The following is a 1,125-nucleotide window of genomic DNA, read 5'->3' as shown; positions in this document are numbered from 1 at the left end:
TTAATGTGGGAAAAATACCAACAAGGAAGTACGCTTAATGATATAGCTCGATTGTTTGACCGACATCATCCTTCTATATCCCGCATTATAGCGGCGACTGGAGGTATACGACCTAACAACAAACAAAGGGCAAAAAATCATTTAACGTTGGATGAACGTGAAGAGATTTCTCGTGGTATTTCAGCCAGCCTATCAAGGAGATCTATAGCTACTAAGCTCAACCGCCCACCATCAACTATTTGCCGTGAAATTAATCGTAACGGTGGCTATGATAAATATCGTGCTGCACATGCAGATAAAGCTGCATGGAAAAGAGCAGAGCGACCTAAAACATGTAAGTTAGCATTAAATAAAAAGCTAACTCTTATTGTCGCTCGCAAACTAAAGTGCGCATGGTCACCACAACAAATAGCGGGTTGGCTACAAAGAACTCATCCTAATAATGAAGACTTTCAAGTGTCACATGAGACGATATATAAAACGTTGTATATTCAAACAAGGGGCGCATTAAAAAAAGAACTACAAAAATGTTTAAGATCAAAGCGCATCATGCGCTACTCCCGCCACGCCACACTAAAAAATAAAGGACATGGGAAAATATCAGATGGACTCACAATCGGTGAAAGGCCTGAGTCAGTAGAAGATAGAGTTGTTCCTGGACATTGGGAGGGAGATTTAATTAAAGGTTGTAATAATAGCTATATTGCAACCCTTGTAGAGCGTCATTCACGCTATGTAATGCTTGTTAAAGTTCAGGATAGTAAAACTAAGACGGTCATAAAAGAATTAATAAAAAATGCTAAAAAGTTACCAAGAGAAATGTATAAATCCCTCACATGGGACAGAGGATATGAAATAACTAATCACAAAGAATTTACGATAGCGACAAAAATTCCAGTATATCTTTGTGATCCTTATTCTCCTTGGCAGAGAGGATCAAATGAAAATACTAATAGGCTAATCCGACAATATTTCCCCAAAGGAACTGATTTATCTATACACAGCCAACAAAAGTTAAGCAGTGTTGCGAGAAGACTTAACGAAAGACCAAGAAAGACGTTAGAATATGAAACACCAGCAGAGAATTTTAATCTATGTGTTGCATCCATCATTTGAACTCAAGGC

General features: G+C 38.0%; 1 protein-coding gene. It reads left to right on the top strand.

Features of this window, described 5'->3' with window-relative positions; genetic code table 11:
* A partial coding sequence (locus tag H4J70_RS20225; protein WP_182223053.1) for an IS30 family transposase occupies positions 1-1,116 on the top strand: 1,116 nt, incomplete at its 5' end.
* Between the last annotated feature and the right edge of the window lie 9 nt (positions 1,117-1,125).

Origin of the sequence: Colwellia sp. BRX8-9 (genome assembly GCF_014077245.1) — a bacterium.
GTDB lineage: Bacteria > Pseudomonadota > Gammaproteobacteria > Enterobacterales > Alteromonadaceae > Colwellia_A.
This window is presented reverse-complemented; position numbering and strand designations above follow the sequence as displayed.